Annotated in this window: 1 protein-coding gene; it reads right to left on the reverse strand. The window is 41.3% G+C overall.

What is annotated here, in order from left to right:
- Positions 1-306: 306 nt before the first annotated feature.
- On the reverse strand, positions 307-658 hold a 352-nt coding region (locus R8N49_RS27780), incomplete at its 5' end, for a hypothetical protein (protein ID WP_318190530.1).

Consider the following 658-nt stretch of genomic DNA (forward strand, 5'->3'; position numbering starts at 1 on the left):
TTGCAGTGATAGGTGACATGGTGTTCATCGCAAGTATGTATGCGTCTACCTCACTGGTCGGTAATGTCGCGGCGTAGACTGACGAGCATGATGCGGCTGCGGCCATTATCAAAGTTATTACCTTCTTATTCTTCATTTCTCTGAAATCCCCCTTTAAAATATGGAGCTACAACTCATTTGTACCAATCATAATACTATTGATTTCCAAAAGTATCTCTCTCTACTGACTCTATGATGGCTCGCCTTCCAAACACTTGGCCGCTGGCGTCGGTTAGCTAGACTAACACCAGCGTATTCAATGAATAACTAGCCAAAAACCTTTATCAATTCTTTAATTGTTCTGGCAGACTCCATTTCCTCCATAATCTTTTCAATTCCGACGCCGGAATCCAAATTACTTCTGTACTTTTTAGCCAAATCACAAAGTTCAGATTTTAACTCCTTGCAATCCAGATTAGAGATAAGAACAGCATTGAAATTAGCCTTAAACAGTCGAGAACCATACATCACAATTTCTACAGGCCAGTACCAGAATGGACTTAGCGGCTTGTAGCTCGCAACCTCGTCTATTTTGTAGTGACGACCTTCCGAATCATAAATGTCCATCAGCTCAAAATAACCGTTCCTCAAAGACTGAATAGTACATTTCCCGAACTCG

It is taken from the genome of Vibrio sp. 1978 (assembly GCF_033344345.1).